Raw genomic sequence first — 16,704 nt, forward strand, 5'->3', positions numbered from 1 at the left:
CTTTACCGGCTGGAAAAAGGTATGTTAATACGCTGTACGTTATGGGACGACCGAGAAAAAGGCCGTCCCTTTTTTGCGCGATAAAAACGGCTGGACAGGAGCGCCCCGCTTTCTTTTCCAGCCGGTAAAAGGAGGTTTTCGGATTTTACAGGAACTAACGCTATTCGGGGAGATCGACCGCGTACAGACGGCCATAGACCGGCTGCGTATGCTTGCCCCGAACGCGGAGGCCAACCACCCCGGCGGCCTCATGGTCTGTGACAGCGGCGGGAAGGACAGCGACGTAATCAAGGAGCTTGCCCGTCTTGCCGGTGTGCGGTTTGAAATCGCGCATAGTCACACCACCGCCGACCACCCGCTGACCGTGCGCTATGTGCGGGAGGAACAAGCCCGCTGGCGGGCGCTGGGCGTATCGTACACCATCATCTACCCCACGTTCAAGGGAAAAAGCACGTCCATGTGGGCGCTGATTCCCATTAAAGGCGCTCCCATGCGTCAAAGGCGCTGGTGCTGCGACCTGCTCAAAGAAACGGCGGGGGCTGGGCGGTACACGGTGACGGGGGTACGCTGGGCCGAGAGCGCCAACCGCAAGCAGCGGCGGGCCACCTACGAGCTGCCCAGCGGCAAGCGGGAGCGTATCAAGCTGAACAACGACAACGACCTGAAACGGCGCATGACCGAGTTTTGCATGAAGCGGGGCAAAGTGGTTGTCAATCCGATCATCGACTGGCAGGACGCCGACGTGTGGGAGTTTCACGATCTGTACCATCTTCCGCACAATCCCCTGTATGACTTGGGATATAAGCGCGTGGGCTGTATCGGCTGCCCTATGGCGTTAAACCTGCGGGAGCTGGACGACCTGCCGGAGTACAAGGCGCTGTATATCCGTTCTTTCCAGCGATATTTAGACCTGCACCCGGAGATCGCCGCCCGGTTTCACTGGCAGACGGGGGCCGATATGTTCCGCTGGTGGATAACCCGCAAGGGCTGGGAGGATTCGGAGAGCGGACAACTGGACATTGAGGAATACCTAACGGGCCTTGTTGACGGTGACGACGACGAGGCCCTATTTTAATGCGACAAAGGAGGTGTTGCCCATGCCCGGAGTGACAAGGGAACAGATAGACCGGGCGAAAGAGTGGGATTTGCTGTCGTATCTGCAAACCTACGAGCCGGGAGAACTTACTAAAAAGCGCCCCACGGATAAGGAGTACCGGACAAAGACCCATGACAGCCTTGTTATCAGTAACGGAAGATGGAACTGGACGACGCGGGGCTTTGGCGGCAAGACGGCGCTGGACTATCTAATCAAGGTGCGCGGCATGGAGTTTGTTGAGGCCGTGCGGACACTCAACGACGGACGGGCGGCCCCTTCTCTTTCCCAGCCGGTAACGAGGCCCCCGGAACAACCGAGGGCCTTTGCGCTGCCGGAGGGGAACCGCTGCGCCACCGCCGCCGTGTCGTATTTGCAGCGCCGGGGGATAGATTCGGAGATCATCAGCCGGTGCATACGGGCCGGTATCTTCTTTGAGAGCCGGAAATACCACAACTGCGTGTTTGTGGGCAGGGACAAGGCCGGGAAAGCCCGGTTTGCCTGCCTGCGTGGGACAATGGGCGACTTCAAGGGCGACGTACCGGGGAGCGATAAGCGGTTTAACTTCTGCTTCCCGGCTGGCGGGCCGAGCCGCACCGTGGCCGTGTTTGAAAGCCCCATAGACGCCCTGTCGCTGGCGACGCTGTTTAAGGCGCGGGGGGTTGCCACATGGGATAGGGGGCATTACCTGTCGCTGGGCGGCACGTCGCCGCTGGCGCTGCTGCAATTCCTCTACGACCGCCCGGAGATCGACCGGATATATTTGTGTCTGGACAACGACAAGGCGGGGCTGGACGGTATGGGCCGGATTGAGGCGGCCCTACGGGACGACAAGGAGTTGCAAGGCCGCGCCCTGACCGTGGAGCGCAAGCCGCCCCCCGTTGAGCATGGAAAAGACTACAACGAACTGCTGCGGGCGACGCTGGCCGAACGACCGGCCCCGGCCCGTGGCCCCAAAGAAAGGAGCATATGACAATGATTAAAAAGCCTTTGGCATACATCAGCGCCGCGTGGAGCGGCACGGAAACCGAGAACATGGAGGCGGCCCGGCGCTACTGCCGGGCGGTGTACGAGGCGGGCTTTTCCCCGATCTGCCCGCGCCTGTACCTGCCGCTGTTCATTGACGACGCTATCCCCCGCGAACACAAGGACGGTATCGACATGGCCCGCGATATGCTGCGGCGCTCCCACGTCCTGATTATCTGCGGCGGCGTGGTGGACGGGGCCGTGAAAAACGAGATTGCCGTTGCCCAGCGGCTTAATATCACGGCGACGACGCTTGACGGGATTCTGACCGTCAAGGGGCAGGGCGAACAGGAGGAACACGGCGGCCCGGAGAACTGACCGGGCCGCATTTCTTCCCCACCTGTGAGAAAGGAGGGTGATTCATGCAGGAGGAAGTCAACAACGGCGCTGCGCAAGTGGTGGTGAAAGTGGGCAAGCTGTCCGGGCGATTGCTGAAAGCGGCTGTCGCAAAGGTGCTGAAAGCGTGGCAGGAAAAGAGCGACCCGCAAAAGCTCCACCGGGGCAAGCAGACCGTGAAGCAGCTGGCGGCCCAAAACAAGGGCATGTCAAGTATCGACGTGGACAAGGCGGGGATTCGCTCATTTGAGCGCGTGGCCCGCAAGTACGGCGTGGACTTCGCACCCAAGAAGGGGCGGGACGGCAAATATTACGTCTTTTTCAAGGGCAAGGACGCCGACGCCCTGACCGCCGCCTTTACGGAGTACACGCAAAAGCGCGTCAAGCAGCATAGCAAGCCGTCCCTGCTGGCCCAGCTCGCCAAGTTCAAGGAGCTGTCCAAGGCCACTATCGGCAAGGAAAAACATCTGGACAAGGGGGAACGGGCGCTATGAACGACAAAGTAAAAAAGTACGTCCTGCCCAATCTCCCCTATCTGTTCATCTTCTGGCTGGCCGATAAGCTGGGGCAGGCGTTCCGGCTGTCTGCCGGGGAGAACATGGGCAAGCGGTTCATGGACACGGTGAACGGGCTGGCGCTCTTAGGCAGCGACCCGCTGCCAAGCCTGCACCCCCGCGACCTGCTGGCCGGGATAGCCGGGGCCGCCGTGATCTGGATAGTCGTCTACTTCAAGAAAAAAAACGCGAAAAAATGGCGCAAAAACATTGAATACGGTTCGGCCCGATGGGGCGGCCCGGACGATATAAAGCCGTTCGTAGACCCCAAGCCGGAAAACAACGTGATTTTGACGCAAACGGAGTTTTTAACCATGAACAGCCGCCCCAAGAATCCGGCGACGGCCCGGAATAAAAATTGCCTGATTGTGGGCGGTTCCGGTTCCGGCAAAACAAGGTTTTGGCTAAAGCCCAACCTGTTACAGCTGCATAGCTCATACGTCGTCGTAGACCCGAAAGGAGGGGTATTGAGCGAATGTGGAAACGCCCTGAAACGGGCAAAATATCGGATTCGCGTGTTTAACACCATCAATTTCAAAAAGAGCTTTCACTATAACCCCTTCGCGTATATCCATAGCGAAAAGGACATTTTGAAGCTGGTAAACTGTCTGATCGCCAACACCAAGGGCGACCAGAAGGGCGGGGACGCCTTTTGGGAAAAGGCTGAAACGCTCCTGTACTGCGCCCTGATTGGCTACATTCACTACGAGGCCCCGGAGGACGAGCAAAACATGAATACCCTTGTGGAGCTAATCAACGCTATGGACGTGCGGGAGGACGACGAGGATTATAAAAACCCCGTCGATTTGATGTTTGACGCGCTGGAAGCCGTGGAGCCGCAACACTTCGCCGTGAGGCAGTACAAAAAGTACAAGCTGGCGGCGGGTGTTGTATGCTCTAAAAGACTTCTTAATCAAGCAGTTGGGAAGTCTCTTAGAACACACAACCTAAAACCGAAGAAAGGAGCGCAAGTTATGAGAAAAAATGAGAAAATCACAGCTCTGTACGAACGACTGAGCCGTGATGACTTTGGCAAAGATGATGACCAACAGCGTGAGAGCAATTCCATTTCCAATCAAAAGGCTATGTTGGAGGAGTTCGCCGCACGGCAGGGCTTTACAAACATTGTCCATTTCACGGACGATGGTATTAGTGGTACTTGCTTTGACCGTCCCGGATTTTTAGCAATGATGAAAGAAGTGGAAGCCGGGAATGTGGAGTACCTGTGTATCAAGGACATGAGCCGCATGGGTCGTGACTATCTGAAAGTCGGTCAGATTATGGAAATCTTGCGTCAGCGTGGCGTTCGCCTTATCGCCATCAATGACGGCGTGGACAGTGCCAGAGGGGACGATGATTTTACCCCTTTCCGCAACATTATGAACGAGTATTACGCCAGAGACACCAGCCGTAAAATCCGTTCCACTTTCCAGTCAAAAGGCAAGTCCGGCAAGCACCTCACAGGCACGGTCATTTACGGCTATCTCTGGAACGGAGCCAGAGACCAATGGTTGGTTGACCCCGAAGCCGCTGATGTGGTCAAGCGCATCTTTGCCATGACGATTGACGGCTACGGTCCGTATCAGATCGCCAGCAAACTGAAAGAAGAAAAAATCCTCATTCCGTCCGCTTACCTTGCCCAGCACGGCGAGGGTGTGAATAAAAACAAGACTTTCAAAGATGTGTACGGCTGGGGTTCTTCCACCATCTGCAACATTCTTGAAAAGCGTGAATATCTGGGACACACCATCAACTTCAAGACTCGAAAGCACTTCAAGGACAAGAAAAGCCATTATGTCCCGGAGGACGAATGGACGATTTTCGAGAATACCCATGAAGCTATCATTGACCAGCAGACCTTTGACCTTGTGCAGAAAATCCGTGGGAATGTCAGACGCTACCCGGACGGCTGGGGCGAAGCAGCTCCCCTCACAGGCTTGCTTTATTGTGCCGATTGCGGCGGCAAGATGTATGTCCACCGTACCAACAACGGCAAGCGTATTTCTCAATATACCTGTTCCCAATACAGCAAAGTCCCAGTTGGAAAGCTCTGCACGACACAGCACCGTATCAATGAAGATGTGGTACTGTCCCTTGTTTCCGAAATGCTCAAAGCCATTGCAGAATATGCCAAGTATGACAGAGCCGAGTTTGTCCGTGTGGTGCAGGAAGCACAGTCCAGCCAGCAGACGGCAGAGGTCAGGAAACAGCGGACACGCCTTGCCACAGCAAAGCAGAGAGTTTCCGAGCTGGAAGTCCTGCTCTGCAAAATCTATGAGGACAACATTTTGGGAAAGCTGTCCGACAGCAGATACGCCACTCTGGACGCTCAATACGAAAAGGAACAGTCCGAGCTTACCGCTGAAATCTCTGCTCTGGAAAAGGCTATCAGGAGCTATGAAACGCACGAAAAGAACGCTGACCGTTTTATCGCTCTGATTGATAAGTATGAGAACTTCGACAAGCTGACCATTGCCATGCTCAACGAGTTTATTGAGAAAATTCTTGTGCATGAGCGTGACCGCAAGGGCAGTATACAGACCACGCAGGAGGTAGAGATTTACTTCAATTTTGTTGGGCGTTTCGTTCCCCCGGCGTTTGGAGAAGTGGAGCTGACCCCGGAGGAATTGGAGGAAATCCGCAGGCGTGAGGAACGCAAGGACAGGCTTCATCAGAACTACTTGAAACGGAAAGCCAGCGGAGTGCAGAAGCGATACGAGGACAAAATCAAGGGGAGAAAAAAAGCAGAAATCGAAGCCAAGAAAGCCGCCATTCGTGCGGAGGATATTGCAAAGGGCGTATTCGTCCCTGTCAGCAGTTTACCGCAGAGAGAGCCAATGAAAGGAGTACAAACAGCATGAATATCACTTACACACAGAACGGAGATTATCTTATCCCGAACATTGTTATCCGCAAGAGCAAGCCCCTCGGACACTACGGCAGACTTCGCAAGGCGTATTTGGAAATGCACCGCCCGATACTGTTCAATGAACTGGTGCTATCCGACAAGCTCTTTGAACATTGCGCCGAGATTGACGAAGCGGCACGAAACCGCATGGAACTGATCGTGCCGGAGCTGGCAAAACAGTACGGTGTGACCGAGCAACTGAAAGCTGAAAACCAAATGGAATGGGTGCGGCAGATGAACGCTTGCAAGGCACAGGCAGAGGAAGTTGTGAAAGCAGAATTGATTTATGATTGAGTGAGGAAGTCCGGGCAGAAAACTGTTCGGACTTTTCTCATATATTCCAAAGTTGCGGTAGAATTGTTCACGAGTTTTATGGTACAATTTATGCGAATAAAGAAAACGGAAAATTAGAATCTAACAAGAGAATGTGGTTGTATGAAAAAATCCATATTAGTATTTTGGGCAATCGTGTGTCTGTTACCTATTCAAAGGAGGTTTAAGAATTTCAAATGAAACATATAAGAAATATATTGCTGTTGATTACGATTATTTTTGCTTTTGTTATGCAAGCTGAAGTATATCAAAATATGCTCTGGAACTTTAATGGTGCTTATTATTTATCGTCCAGATACACAACTACTAATGACGATATGGATTCATTTTTAGCCAATGCAGAAGATACAGCTGAGAAGCATGGTGTTCATATTTTTTCGACTTTTAATCAGAGAGTTTCTAATTATCAGACAAGACTTTATATTTATGGTGATGATACCGTTGTTCGGGATAGTCTTAAAAGCACAATGGATATTGAGGAAAAAACATATACGGCTTTGATAGGTGGAATCACCGTAATAGAATTTGAAGATTTTAGAGAAGCAAAAAACACAGGCAATGGACAGGAAATAATGGTCAGCTATATCGGTGATGATGATGACATTATTGCCACATATCAAGATTTGGCAAAAGAATATTCTATATCGCAGCCAGAGTTTTGGCAATCAACCGAAACTGATATGATGTTCATTGTTTGGGGCCTGGTTGCCATATTGATGATTGTACTTAATATGATTGAGGTGATACGCAGGCAAAAGGAAGTAGTTGTACGAGCTTCTCTGGGCGAAAATGCTGCTGTGATTGCTCTAAAAGCTGTAGTGGCTGATATGATTTCATATGCTGCATTATTCGTCTTAGCAAAGTTGCTTGTTTCTCAATTTATATCGGGAGCGTATGAAGATCATCTCATTTTGGCAGTGTATTGTGCCGGAGCAGTTCTTTCCGTAATTCCTTATGCTGCTTTTGTCCGCTTTGATGTAAAAAAAGCCTTTGCCAATGCTTCAGATAAAAAAGGTATGTTTTATCTTCTGAACGGTCTTAAAGTATTTGCTACTGCCATGACAATTTTTACAATAACTACAAATCTCAGTAGCATTCAAGGTAATTTACTTACAAACACTACTCTTTTAGAAAATCATTATAATGATTATTATTTTGGAGTTATGCAGATTGAACCTCCTTTTGAAGAAAATGAGGAGGAATCCAAAGAGAGCAAATTTTGGAATGACCTTTACGAAAATGAATACAACACGATAAATCCGGTGGTCTGCATAGGCAGCCGGATAAGCGATACGGATAATTATATTTTTGTAAATCATAATGCCAGAGATATGCTACAAGGGTTTTCTGATATGCTTACTGAAGATGATGAAAAAGAGGATATCGTGGTCTTCGTGCCAAAGGGAAGAAATGCGGAATCATACAAAGATATCGCAAAAGAGGAAATTGGCTCTCTTACCCAAAATGCAGAAGAACTGCGTGTTGTTTATAAAGAATATTCTGGCAGAGAACAATTTTATTATCTCAATTCGAACAGAGAAGAGGCTATTGACGGATTGTCAAGAGTAACAAATCCGATTGTGATTTATCAGGCAAATGAGGCTGTTGCTTTAAATGGAAGTTATATCGAAACAGGAACATATAATGGTGAGGTAATCTACGGATGCGATGAAAGCACAATTCGCAGTGTTGCGAAAAAATATTCAGAACAGCTTGGTTCACACTATTTTATGCTGACGAATGTCGGAGAGGATTACATTTATAGTCATAGTTTCCTCGTGAAACTGATTGGCTTTATAAGCTCTCTTTGCGTATTAGTATTGCTGTTAGATATCGCTATCATCATATCTGAAGTGAAAATGGAATTTAGACTTAATGCGATGGAAATCTCCCTCAAAAAGGTTTTGGGCTATCGCTTTTATGAAAGGCACAAAAGATTTATTTCCGTTAATCTCTTAGAAAATATAGCCGTTGTGATATTGATTTGCATTGTTTCGATTTTTATATCTAACGCAAGTGTCGGGATTGCTTTACTGATTGGAGCGTTGCTCACCATTATTGAAATGGCAATCATTTTCACAAATATTATGTGGGTTGAAAAAACAAATATCTCAAAGTCATTGAAGGGAGGATGTTTATGATTATAATTCGTGGCTTAAATAAAGCATTTGGAGAGAAAATAATTTTCTCTAACTTTAATTTAGAAATTCCGGATGGAAGTTTTGTAGTAATCAGCGGCGATAGCGGCAGTGGAAAAAGCACTTTACTCAATATGATTGGTGGTATCGAAAAACCGGATAGCGGCAGTATCATAATCGAAGGGCTGAATATTACCCGGCTTAAAAATAAAAACAGTTTTTTTGCGGATACAGTGGGGTTTCTTTTTCAGAATTTTGCACTGCTTGAAAATAAGACAGTTAAAGAAAATTTAAGTTTGATTAAAAAATCAAGCCGAACTAAAGTATCACTTAAAGAAGCTCTTAATCGTGTGGGGTTATCAAAGGAAGTTAACAAAAAAGTTTATCAGCTTTCCGGTGGTGAACAACAGAGAGTTGCTTTAGCTCGTCTTATGATGAAAAAATGTTCTGTTGTTTTGGCAGATGAACCTACTGGCTCACTTGACAAGAAAAATAGAGATATTGTTATGAGGTTATTGCACGAACTCAATGAAGAAGGTAAAACGGTTATCATTGTTACCCACGATCAGGGTATTATTGAAGATGAACCTTATGTTGTGAAAATCTGAGAGTACCTCTTAGAAATGTCTTGATCTACATTTTATATAATTTGGGTCAGAAGAAAATCCCTTTAGGAACTAAAGGGCGCACTTCTATACTCTCCTATCGGGAGTATGTGCGTCCTGCGGAGCTTCATTCTCTGTCAGCAGAAGAAAACTGCCCGACCGAGAAAGTTGCGTCACTTCGTTCCGTCAAGGTGGCTACACCCCCTTGCGCCGCTAATGCGGCTATCCCCTGTGGACTTGCCGTCCGCAAACAGCATAAAATGCTGTTCGCCGCCAGCAAGTTTGGAAAAATAAATACCGAAAATCAGACCGTTGACTGGTCGCACTATGCGAAAAGTTGACGGTCTTTTTTTATCCCCAAAATCAAAAAAGGAGGTCAATCACAATGACAAAACCGAAAACCCTTGACCAGCTCCGAGCCGAAAAGGAACGAGCTGAGACGCAGCTTGCACAGGAACAACACAAGCTGGAGCGTCTGGAGAATAGAAAGAAGTATCTGGAGAAAGGCGAACGCACCAAGCGCACCCACCGCCTTTGCAATCTGGGCGGCACGATTGAGAGCCTTGCCCCGGAGGTCAAAGATCTCACACGCACCGAAATGACAGAGCTGATGGAACACATCTTTTCCCTGTCCGAAGTCCAGCGAGCCGTCCGTCACATGGCGATTACTCATATCAGCCAAGCAAACAGAGAAAAGGAGTTGAAAGCCGATGGCACTATTTCATCTGAGCGTCACGCAGACTAAGCGAAGCGCAGGACAGTCCGCTATCGCTTCTGCCGCCTACCGAGCCGGGGAGCGATTGTATAGCGAGTATTACGGCGAATACAGCGACTACACCCGCAAGGGCGGCGTGATCTGCTCTGACATTCTCCTGCCGTCCCATGCACCGCCCGAATACGCAGACCGCCAGACCCTATGGAACGCCGTGGAAAAAGCCGAGCGTGGAAAGAACGCCCAGCTTGCATACAGCTTTGACATTGCCTTGCAGAATGAATTTTCCCTTGAGGAAAACATCGCTCTTGCAAGGCAATTTTTATTGGAGAACTTTGTGAGCCGGGGCATGGTGGTTGACTTCGCCGTACACCAGCCAGACCGGGAGGACGGTGGCATACCAAATCCACATTTTCATGTGCTTTGCCCTATCCGCCCCATCGAGCAGAACGGCAAATGGGGGCTAAAGCAACGCCGGGTGTATGAGCTGGACGAGGACGGCAACCGTATCCGGGACCAGAACGGCGAGTTTGTTTTCAACGCCGTTCCCACTACCGACTGGGGCAGTCCCGAAACGCTGGAATACTGGCGGCAGACATGGGCAGAGTTATGCAACGCCAAGTTTGCGGAAAAGGGGCTTGACGTTCGTATCGACCACCGAAGCTATGAGCGTCAGGGCGTAGAGCTTCTTCCCACCGTCCATGAGGGCGCAACCGTCCGGGCAATGGAGAAGAAAGGCATACGCACCGAGAAAGGCGAGTTCAATCGCTGGATCAGAGCGACCAATGCCGTTATCCGGGACATTAAGAAGAAAATCGCTCTCCTGTTTGATTGGATTGCCGAAGCAAAAGCGGAGCTTGCCAAGCCGCAGGCACCCGACCTTGTTTCTCTGCTGAACGCCTATTACACCCAGCGCAGAGCCGGGGCTTATTCGCAGAAAGGCAAGGTCAGCAATCTAAAGGAGATGAACGAGACTTTCAATTATCTCCGGGCAAACGGCATTTACTCCCTTGGAGATTTGGAACACCGTGTCAGCGAACACAGTGCTGCCACAGAGAGCTTGAAGAAAACGCTGGACGAACAGACCGCCCGAATGAAAGCAATTAAGCAGCTCTATGACAGCTCCGCTGCTTTCCAGAGCTTGAAGCCTGTCTATGACGGCTTGCAGAAAATCAAGTTTGAGAAGCCCAGAGCCAAGTACAAGGCAGAGCATGAAGCAGAACTGAAACAGTTCTACGCCGCCAGACGCAAGCTGACCGGAGAGTTCCCGGATGGCAAGGTGGATATGAAAAAGCTGACCGAAGAGTATGACGAGCTGGAACAGGCGCACAACACCACCTATGGCGAGTTTAAGACCGTCAGAGACGATTTACACCGCCTTTGGAAGGTCAAGTCATGCGTAGATACTGCCGCCCGTTTTAACGAACGCACAGAGGAACAAATGCACCAAAATCGACCCCAAACACGACAGAAAAAGGAGGATATATCCCGATGAAAAAATACGACTGGAAGAACGAATACAATCCCATCCGCAGAACGGCAAAACGCCTTTTGAGCGGAGAACCTTTGAGCGATGGCAGACCGCTTTCCGACCTAATTGAGCTGGACGAACACGCCCGGAAATGCCTTGCCTTTGAAGCTACCCTCACCGACCGCCAGATTGATATGTTGCAGGAGTTGGGATATCTGCCTGTTATCACAAGGCAGTACGGCAAGGAATGTGCGAACTGCCCCTACACGCTGGACGAGCGTGAGCATGGCGTTTGCAGACGATGCGCTGTTTTCAAGAAGTAAGGAGGACGCCCATGCAGTACACCCAAGCACAGATTGACCGGGCAAACGCCGTCAGTCTGGAAGATTTTCTCCGCACACAGGGAGAGACACTTATCAAAAGCGGACGGGAATACCGCTGGAAAGAACATGACAGCCTGACCGTCCGGGGAAACAAGTGGTTTCGCCACAGCCAGAGCAAGGGCGGTTATCCCATTGATTTTGTCATGGAGTTTTACGGAAAGTCCTTTCCCGAAGCCGTCCAGCTCCTGACCGGCGAAAGCGGCGAGGGGCAGAGCGAAGCCAGCACAGCACCGCCCACAGCGTTTCACTTGCCCTTGCACAACAGAACAGCCGACAGAGCAATCCAATATCTCACAGAAAGCCGAGGTCTCAACAAAACGCTTGTTGAGACTTTTCTTCTTTCCGGGGATATTTACGAGGACGCAAAGCGGCACAATGTTGTGTTTGTCGGCAGAGACCGAAGCGGTACGCCGAGATACGCCCATGTGCGAGGAACGGCAGACCCATTCAGACAGGACATTGCCGGGTCTGACAAATCCTATCCGTTCCGCTATGAGGGAAACGGCAACCAGCTCTTTGTCTTTGAAGCACCGATAGACCTTTTATCCTTTATCTGCCTATATCCGCAAGACTGGCAGACAAGGAGCTATCTTGCCCTGGGCGGCGTTTCTGGCAAAGCACTTGACCGTTTCCTTTCTGAACGCAAGGACACCCGAAAAGTGTTCCTCTGCCTTGACAGCGACACCGCAGGAAGCGAAGCCTGTACCCGACTGGCACAGTCCATTCCCGGCGAGATCGCCGTCATTCGCCTTGTCCCGGCAAGGAAAGACTGGAACGATGTTCTCCGTCAGCAAGGGGACATTCCCAGCCGCAAATTCATAGCCGAGACAATCACGCTGCGAGAGCTGCCCACCGCCCAGCCTGTCCCCATGCTCCGCATGGCAGATGTGGAGCTGACGAGCGTGGATTGGCTATGGTTTCCGTATATCCCCTTTGGAAAGCTGACCATCATACAGGGCAACCCCGGCGAGGGCAAGACCTACTTTGCCATGCGTCTTGCGGCGGCTTGCACCAACCGAAAGCCTTTACCCGGTATGGAGACCCTTGAGCCTTTCAACATCATCTACCAGACCGCAGAGGACGGTCTGGGCGATACCGTCAAGCCCCGACTGATGGAAGCGGAAGCAGACCTTGAAAGAGTGCTTGTCATTGACGATAGGGACACACCGCTGACCCTTGCCGATGAGCGCATAGCAAGGGCAATCAGGGAAAACAACGCAAGGCTTGTTATCATTGACCCGGTACAGGCGTTTCTGGGCGCAGATGTGGACATGAACAGAGCAAACGAGGTGCGCCCGATATTCCGCAGTCTGGGAGACATTGCACAGGCTACCGGGTGCGCTATCGTGCTGATCGGACACCTGAACAAAGCCGTAGGAACGCAAAGCACCTACCGGGGATTGGGGTCTATCGACATTACGGCGGCAGTCCGCAGTCTGCTTTTTATCGGCAAGCTGAAGGACAGCCCCACAACGAGGGTGCTTATCCATGAGAAAAGCTCCCTTGCGCCGCCCGGACAGTCCCTTGCCTTTTCTCTGGGAGACGAGAAAGGCTTTGAATGGATAGGAGCTTATGACATTACCGCTGACGAGCTTCTTGCCGGGACAGACACCGCCAAGACCGAGAGCAAGACCGCACAGGCGCAAATGCTCATTCTGGAACTGCTGGCAGATGGAAAGCGTATGCCAAGTGCAGAGCTGGAAAAGACGGTCAATGAGCGTGGGATTTCCTCACGCACCATGAGAACGGCAAAGAGCCGTATCGGGGACAGACTTGTGACCGAGAAAGACGGCACAGCATGGGTCTGCTATCTCCGAGACTGACAACAGGAACACGGCAAGCGTGGCAAAGACGGCAAGGTTTTTATAGATACCTTAATGTTGCCGCCTTGCCTTGTTCCCTCATACCGACATCGCCCGATAATGAACAGTCACCGGGCATTTTTCATTTACAGGAGGACTTTGAATGAACAATACCGCAACCAACACCGCCACTTGCCCTACTGTCAGAAAGCAGATTGGCAAGACCACCTATATCGTCCGTGTGCATTTCAGCCAGACCGCAAAAGAGACGATGGAGGACAAAATCAAGCGTCTGCTTCGTGAAGAAGTCCGCAAAATGTGACTTCTTTGTGAATTTGATGAAAAAGTCCTTGACTTTTCGTCTCTGGCAAGACCGCCAAGAGCATACTTATTAGCTGCGGCGCAAGGTTAGCCCCGTTCGATATTGCGGAGGTACGGGAGATCATGGCCTACGACGAGCTGGGGCTTGACACGCTGGGCGACCGGAAATCGGCGCTGTTCTTCATCATCAGCGACACGGACAGCACCTTTAATTTCCTAATCGCTATGGCCTTTACCCAGCTTTTCAATCTGCTGTGTGAAAAGGCCGACGACGTTTACGGCGGGCGGCTGCCGGTACATGTGCGCTGCCTGTGGGACGAGTGCGCCAACACGGGGCAGGTTCCCCAGCTGGAAAAGCTGTGCGCCGTCGTCCGTTCGCGGGAAATCTCCCTGTGCCTGTTTTTGCAGGCGCAATCCCAGCTAAAGGCGCTTTACAAGGACAACGCCGAAACCATCATAGGCAACATGGATTCGGTCATTTTCTTAGGGGGCCGGGAGAAAACCACCCTGAAAGACATGGTGGAGCTGTTGGGCAAGGAAAGCATAGACACCTACACCACCAGCGACACCAGAGGGACGCAACGGAGCTATGGCACCAACTACCAAAAGCTGGGCCGGGAGCTAATGACAATGGACGAACTGGCAACCATGCCGGGCGACAAGTGCATTTTGCAGCTGCGGGGCGTCCGTCCCTTCTTCTCCCGCAAGTACGATCTGACAAAGCACCCTAATTATAAATACACCGCCGACGCGGACAAGAAACTGACCTTTGACGTGGAGGCGCTTTTAAGTACCCAGCTGAAAATCAAGCCGGGGGACGTATTCGACGTGTACGAGATCGACGACAACGCCCCCGGCACCACCAGCCCCGCCGTTTAGCAAGACCCCGAAACGGCGGGGCTTTTTTCATGCCCTGCGGGGCTTTCCCGTCCAATCCGGGGCCGTCCGGCCCCGTTGGAAATACACCTATCAACCTATTTTTATCGCCGCATAAGCGGCAGAAAGTGAGGAAACACTATGGCATTTTTCGGTCAAGCTATCTCTACCCTGTCCACTCTCGTAATCGCGTTGGGCGCTGGCCTCGGCGTGTGGGACGTCGTAAACCTTCTGGAAGGCTACGGGCAGGATAACCCCGGAGCCAATGCTCATGGCATTGAAGCGGATACAAACACTATTGTTTGATAGAAATAAGAGAGGTTATTTATAATAAAATGAGCCGCCAGAACTGTAGGGGTGATGCAGTACGGGCGGCTCATTTTCTATCTAAACGGATGTATCCGGAAGTTCCGGCAGTTGATCGGTGAGTTCTTCATATCCGAGAATATCTCCGGCACATGGCATCGATTGCCCTGTTCCCTGCTGTGGTTTCCGGAAGTACAGCCGATACCGATGTCCCTCTAGGAGTTTGATATTCTTTTCCAGTGAGAAGGCGTATTCCTTTCCGTTATCACTGGCAAACCAATATTGCTGGTTTTTCCCGAAGAGTGTCTGTTCCCGTTTCGTGCAGCTTACGTCCAGTGACAGATAAGCATGTGTATGGATCAGGTGGTAGAAACTGAGTGCACGCAAGATGCTGCAGATTCCGATGAGGAGGCTCATGAGGATAAAGAGCCGGTCATGGGTGGCGATCCCGAAGATGCACCCAAAAAGTACACAGAAAAAGCCGATTGCACTGATGGCAACCAGCTTTGTGAAAAATGGTTTTGGCATAAGGTTCCTTCCTTTAACATGTATGAAATGTGATTTGTTTATTCAGGTACAAATTAGCAATAGCCTGCAGCACTGGATACTGGGTATGGTGAATCTGGACATCATCCACAAGTGTTTGGTAAGTTGTCTCCGGTTCTGTGTATAACTCATCCATAATATCCGATTCGTTGTGGATTACTTTTTCCTGCTCCATACTTGTGACAAGCTCAGCGGTCGTGAGGGATACCTTATCAGCCAGCTTCAGAATGGTATCTTCCATCGGTGAAGAGGGTTTCTTCTTTAAATATCTGCCAAACTCTTTTGCACCAATAGTTCCTTCCAGATAAAGCTGAACGCAGCCAAAGAGCCGGATGGGAAAGGTATCCTTCAAGGGAATAATGGTCAGACTGCCGAGAAGGCGATATAAGGCATCCACCCCTGTCAGTCCAATTCCGCTTACAACCAGACCGCGTAAGGAAAGTCGGTTCAGATAGTGTTGGAAGGATAAGCCTTTCGGACCTTCTTTCTGTATCTGGCGCAGGGTATAGGCATCCTGGAGTTCATGGAGCGTCAGAATCTGGAAGGCAAGACAGCTCCAGAGCAGCAGCTCGTCATCCGATAGTCCATATTCTTGTCCATCGTTGATTACAAGAGGAATGGATTTTCCGCCTGTCGTTTTTTGAAATTTTAAGGTTCCGACAGCAGTATAAAGTGTCAGCATAAAAGTTCCCTCCTTCAAGGTTAAGTCAGAAGTGCATAGAGTGCATCATCCTGCTGTAATAGTTTCCGTGCTTTGCTCTGCCATGCCCGTACACGATTGGCTGGTACTTGGTAGTGTTTTGCCAAGTCAAAGCTGGTATATCCCTGCTGTTGCAGATAGAGGGCTACAATTCCCTTCTGAATAGTTGAGGACTGTCCGGTGCCAAGCTGGGTTAAATGCTCAAGAAGCAAGGTCTGGTTTGTGTCCTTTTCCGGGTGAGTTGTTTGTGTATCCTCGTAGGAAAACAAATCACGATAATGGAGATGTTCATCTTCAGATGATGCTTCGTCCAGAGAACAGAGCATGGAGCGGTCACGGGCAATTTTCCGCCAGTAGTCAAAGATGGCATGACGGATGATAGTTTTGGCATAAGGCTGGAATGATCTTCCTTCCTCAAATCCGACAGCCGACCGGCACAAAGCCAGATATCCAATCTGACATAATTCCTGTTGTTCTTCCTCAGTTACATAGGCAGCGGTGCGGGTCATGGAACGAATCATGATCGGAACCAGATCCATGGATTTTTCCACCAGTTGTTTTTGCTTTTTATTTAGTGGTAAGGTCATCATCAAT

The 16,704-nt window shown here is 50.4% G+C and carries 17 protein-coding genes and 1 pseudogene; 15 read left to right on the top strand and 3 right to left on the bottom strand.

All coding sequences use genetic code 11. The features are described from left to right. The first annotated feature begins 73 nt into the window (after positions 1–73). From ACZ47Z_RS01950 to ACZ47Z_RS02020, 15 genes and pseudogenes are all read left to right on the top strand, one after another. The gene (locus ACZ47Z_RS01950) at positions 74–1,075 is read left to right on the top strand and encodes a phosphoadenosine phosphosulfate reductase family protein (protein WP_117502810.1); all 1,002 of its coding nucleotides are present in this window, start codon (positions 74–76) and stop codon (positions 1,073–1,075) included. Positions 1,076–1,097: 22 nt separating this feature from the next. Continuing rightward, the gene (locus ACZ47Z_RS01955; RefSeq protein WP_117502811.1) at positions 1,098–2,066 is read left to right on the top strand and encodes a DUF3991 and toprim domain-containing protein; all 969 of its coding nucleotides are present in this window, start codon (positions 1,098–1,100) and stop codon (positions 2,064–2,066) included. A 5-nt stretch (positions 2,067–2,071) separates the two neighbouring features. Beyond that, positions 2,072–2,437 carry a DUF7768 domain-containing protein gene (locus ACZ47Z_RS01960; protein ID WP_117502814.1) on the top strand — a complete coding sequence of 122 codons (366 nt, stop codon included), beginning with the start codon at positions 2,072–2,074 and terminating at the stop codon, positions 2,435–2,437. A 44-nt stretch (positions 2,438–2,481) separates the two neighbouring features. Next, entirely contained in the window at positions 2,482–2,949 is a 468-nt protein-coding gene (locus ACZ47Z_RS01965) for a PcfB family protein (protein WP_117502812.1), read from the top strand. Then, entirely contained in the window at positions 2,946–5,870 is a 2,925-nt protein-coding gene (locus ACZ47Z_RS01970; RefSeq protein ID WP_464525811.1) for a DUF4368 domain-containing protein, read from the top strand. The genes ACZ47Z_RS01965 and ACZ47Z_RS01970 overlap by 4 nt, the downstream gene beginning before the upstream one ends. After that, a complete protein-coding gene (locus ACZ47Z_RS01975; RefSeq protein WP_464525812.1) occupies positions 5,867–6,211 on the top strand; it encodes a TnpV protein in 345 nt (114 codons plus the stop codon). Before ACZ47Z_RS01970 ends, ACZ47Z_RS01975 begins: the two co-directional genes overlap by 4 nt. Before the next feature lie 215 nt (positions 6,212–6,426). Beyond that, positions 6,427–8,391 (top strand): bacteriocin-associated integral membrane family protein, encoded by a 1,965-nt coding sequence (locus tag ACZ47Z_RS01980; protein ID WP_004845300.1) that lies wholly within the window; start codon positions 6,427–6,429, stop codon positions 8,389–8,391. Continuing rightward, complete coding sequence (locus tag ACZ47Z_RS01985) at positions 8,388–8,996, top strand: ATP-binding cassette domain-containing protein (protein WP_002593328.1); 609 nt, start codon at positions 8,388–8,390, stop codon at positions 8,994–8,996. Before ACZ47Z_RS01980 ends, ACZ47Z_RS01985 begins: the two co-directional genes overlap by 4 nt. A 382-nt stretch (positions 8,997–9,378) precedes the next feature. Continuing rightward, complete coding sequence (locus ACZ47Z_RS01990; RefSeq protein WP_003500140.1) at positions 9,379–9,738, top strand: DUF3847 domain-containing protein; 360 nt, start codon at positions 9,379–9,381, stop codon at positions 9,736–9,738. After that, positions 9,704–11,200: a MobQ family relaxase gene (mobQ, locus tag ACZ47Z_RS01995; protein ID WP_464525813.1), complete on the top strand. Its 1,497-nt coding sequence runs from the start codon at positions 9,704–9,706 to the stop codon at positions 11,198–11,200. Before ACZ47Z_RS01990 ends, mobQ begins: the two co-directional genes overlap by 35 nt. Then, entirely contained in the window at positions 11,197–11,499 is a 303-nt protein-coding gene (locus ACZ47Z_RS02000) for a hypothetical protein (RefSeq protein ID WP_054752062.1), read from the top strand. The genes mobQ and ACZ47Z_RS02000 overlap by 4 nt, the downstream gene beginning before the upstream one ends. Positions 11,500–11,510: 11 nt before the next feature. Then, on the top strand, positions 11,511–13,382 hold the full coding sequence (locus ACZ47Z_RS02005; RefSeq protein WP_464525814.1) for an AAA family ATPase: 1,872 nt from the start codon (positions 11,511–11,513) through the stop codon (positions 13,380–13,382). A 142-nt stretch (positions 13,383–13,524) separates the two neighbouring features. Further along, positions 13,525–13,683, top strand: a complete 159-nt coding sequence (locus ACZ47Z_RS02010) for a transposon-encoded TnpW family protein (RefSeq protein WP_006428300.1) — start codon at positions 13,525–13,527, stop codon at positions 13,681–13,683. Between the two features lie 41 nt (positions 13,684–13,724). Then, positions 13,725–14,561, top strand: a pseudogene (locus ACZ47Z_RS02015) (VirD4-like conjugal transfer protein, CD1115 family); the annotation flags it as partial. Positions 14,562–14,699: 138 nt separating this feature from the next. Then, a complete protein-coding gene (locus ACZ47Z_RS02020) occupies positions 14,700–14,864 on the top strand; it encodes a Maff2 family mobile element protein (RefSeq protein ID WP_083475061.1) in 165 nt (54 codons plus the stop codon). Between the two features lie 81 nt (positions 14,865–14,945). Here ACZ47Z_RS02020 and ACZ47Z_RS02025 read toward each other — a convergent pair whose 3' ends face one another. Genes ACZ47Z_RS02025 through ACZ47Z_RS02035 form a run of 3 tightly spaced genes read right to left on the bottom strand, consistent with a single transcriptional unit; the run spans position 14,946 to position 16,700 of the window. Further along, entirely contained in the window at positions 14,946–15,392 is a 447-nt protein-coding gene (locus tag ACZ47Z_RS02025; protein WP_005333500.1) for a hypothetical protein, read from the bottom strand. Positions 15,393–15,405: 13 nt separating this feature from the next. Next, complete coding sequence (locus ACZ47Z_RS02030) at positions 15,406–16,092, bottom strand: hypothetical protein (protein ID WP_005333502.1); 687 nt, start codon at positions 16,090–16,092, stop codon at positions 15,406–15,408. A 20-nt stretch (positions 16,093–16,112) separates the two neighbouring features. Continuing rightward, positions 16,113–16,700 (bottom strand): sigma-70 family RNA polymerase sigma factor, encoded by a 588-nt coding sequence (locus tag ACZ47Z_RS02035; RefSeq protein ID WP_005333504.1) that lies wholly within the window; start codon positions 16,698–16,700, stop codon positions 16,113–16,115. Positions 16,701–16,704: the final 4 nt, after the last annotated feature.

This window comes from Mediterraneibacter faecis (genome assembly GCF_055383675.1).